1 protein-coding gene and 1 pseudogene are annotated in these 2,029 nt (G+C 60.8%); one reads left to right on the top strand and one right to left on the bottom strand.

All coding sequences use genetic code 11. The annotated features are described in order from the left end of the window. On the bottom strand, positions 1-230 hold a 230-nt coding region (locus tag AC1DT3_RS19170), incomplete at its 3' end, for a beta-eliminating lyase-related protein (protein WP_477466808.1). Positions 231-731: 501 nt separating this feature from the next. Here AC1DT3_RS19170 and AC1DT3_RS19165 point away from each other — a divergent pair. Further along, positions 732-2,029: pseudogene (locus AC1DT3_RS19165) on the top strand (glutamate synthase subunit alpha); the annotation flags it as partial.

Below are 2,029 nucleotides of genomic sequence, written 5' to 3'. Positions count from 1 at the left end.
CACAATCCCCAGGGCGGCACGGCGCTCGCCAGCGCCAGCGCGTTGGCAGCTGTTCCCGTCGTCACGAAGAACACAGATACGTCCCGTTCGAAGATCTCGGAAAAGCGGACCTTCACCCGCTGCGTGATCTCGTCGGCGCCATAGGCGGCCATTGCGCCCCCGTTGGCCTTCATGAGTGCCTCGAGAACAGGGGCGCTCGCCCCGACGATATTGTCGCTTGCGAAATTCATGTCCGTCTCCTGGATGCGCCAAAGCTCATGATCCGGCCAATCATGTCAAGATCATTGACCCATCGGCTCACACTTGCGCTTTTGTCATGCGGGACATGACTTTATTACGCGGCGCCCGTCGCCCTTGTAATTTTTGTCTAAAATTTTTCCAAATTGCTCTTGTGCGTTCTAAAGAACTCTGGCAACTTCGCCTTATTAGGACAGCCATGCTGTCCCTTTGGCGCGCTCCGGCGCGCCTTTTTGGCCCAGAGGTCGTCTTGATGCTTCGCCTGACGCGAACGAAACGAGATACGACGAAATCCGCCCGTAAAACGCGGGCGGGACGGGCGATCTTCGGCTGATTTCAGCCAGAGATGCCCGCGAGGTGCGGGCTCTCGACGACGGACCCAAGCCTCCAAAATACGCAAGAAGCGGCGGGCATCCGGACAAAAGCTTTTATCCGGAAGCCTGAAAACCGCCTCAGAGAACAACGATGACGTTCGAGCGGAGACGGGATTGGATATGAGCGACGAGGCGAAGAAGCACCTGGGTTTGAGCGTTCCGAGCCGTACGTCCGGCAAAACGAACGCACGCACCTTCGATCACGGTTTTCCCGCGCCTCAGGGCCTTTACGATCCTGCGAACGAAAAGGATGCCTGCGGCGTCGGCTTCGTGGCCGACATGAAGAACCGCAAATCCCATGCCATCGTCGAGCAGGGTCTCGCGATCCTGAAGAATCTCGACCATCGGGGCGCCGTCGGTGCCGACCCGAAGATGGGCGACGGTTGCGGCATTCTCGTACAGATCCCACACGCGTTCTTCGCGGCCGAATGCGCCAAGGACGGCATCTGGCTCCCGGCCGCGGGCGAATATGGCGCCGGCCATCTTTTCATGCCCCGCGATCCCGAGGGCTTCAAACTCGTCGAAGAGATCGTCGCGAAAGCTATTGCGGACGAAGGGTTGCAGTTGCTCGGCTGGCGCGATGTGCCGGTGGATTCGAGTGACCTCGGCGAAAGCGTCAAAGTGACGGAACCGCTCCACCGGCAGATCTTCGTCGGCAAGGGCAAGGGCATGGACGATCAGGAGGTGTTCGAGCGGCGCCTGTTCCTGGCGCGCAAGGTGATCTCCAACGCCGTCTACGACATGAAGGACCCCCGTACCGCTGGCTATTATCCCGTGTGCCTGTCCTCGCGCACGATCGTCTACAAGGGCTTGGTGCTCGTGCATCAGCTCGGCGAGTATTATCGCGACCTTCAAGATCCGCGCTTCGAGAGCGCACTCGCGCTCGTCCACCAGCGCTTCGCGACGAACACCTTTCCGACCTGGCAGCTCGTCCATCCGTACCGCATGGTCGCCCATAACGGCGAGATCAACACGCTCCGCGGAAACGTCAACTGGATGGCGGCGCGCCAAGCATCGGTCGATTCCGATTTGTTCGGCAACGACATCTCCAAGATCTGGCCGATCTCCTACGAGGGGCAATCCGACACCGCCTGCTTCGACAACGCGCTCGAATTCCTCGTGCGCGGCGGCTATTCCCTCACCCACGCGATGATGATGCTGATCCCGGAGGCCTGGGCCGGCAATCCGCTGATGTCCGATGAGCGGCGCGCGTTCTACGAGTATCACGCAGCCCTCATGGAACCATGGGACGGCCCGGCGGCGGTGTGCTTCACCGACGGCAAGCAGATCGGCGCGACGCTAGACCGCAACGGGTTGCGTCCCGCACGCTATCTCGTCACGGACGACGGCCTGGTCGTCGTCGCATCCGAAATGGGCGTCCTGCCGATCCCGGAAGAGAAGATCGTCGAGAAGTGGCG

It is taken from the genome of Microvirga sp. P4_G7, assembly GCF_056401005.1.
This window is presented reverse-complemented; position numbering and strand designations above follow the sequence as displayed.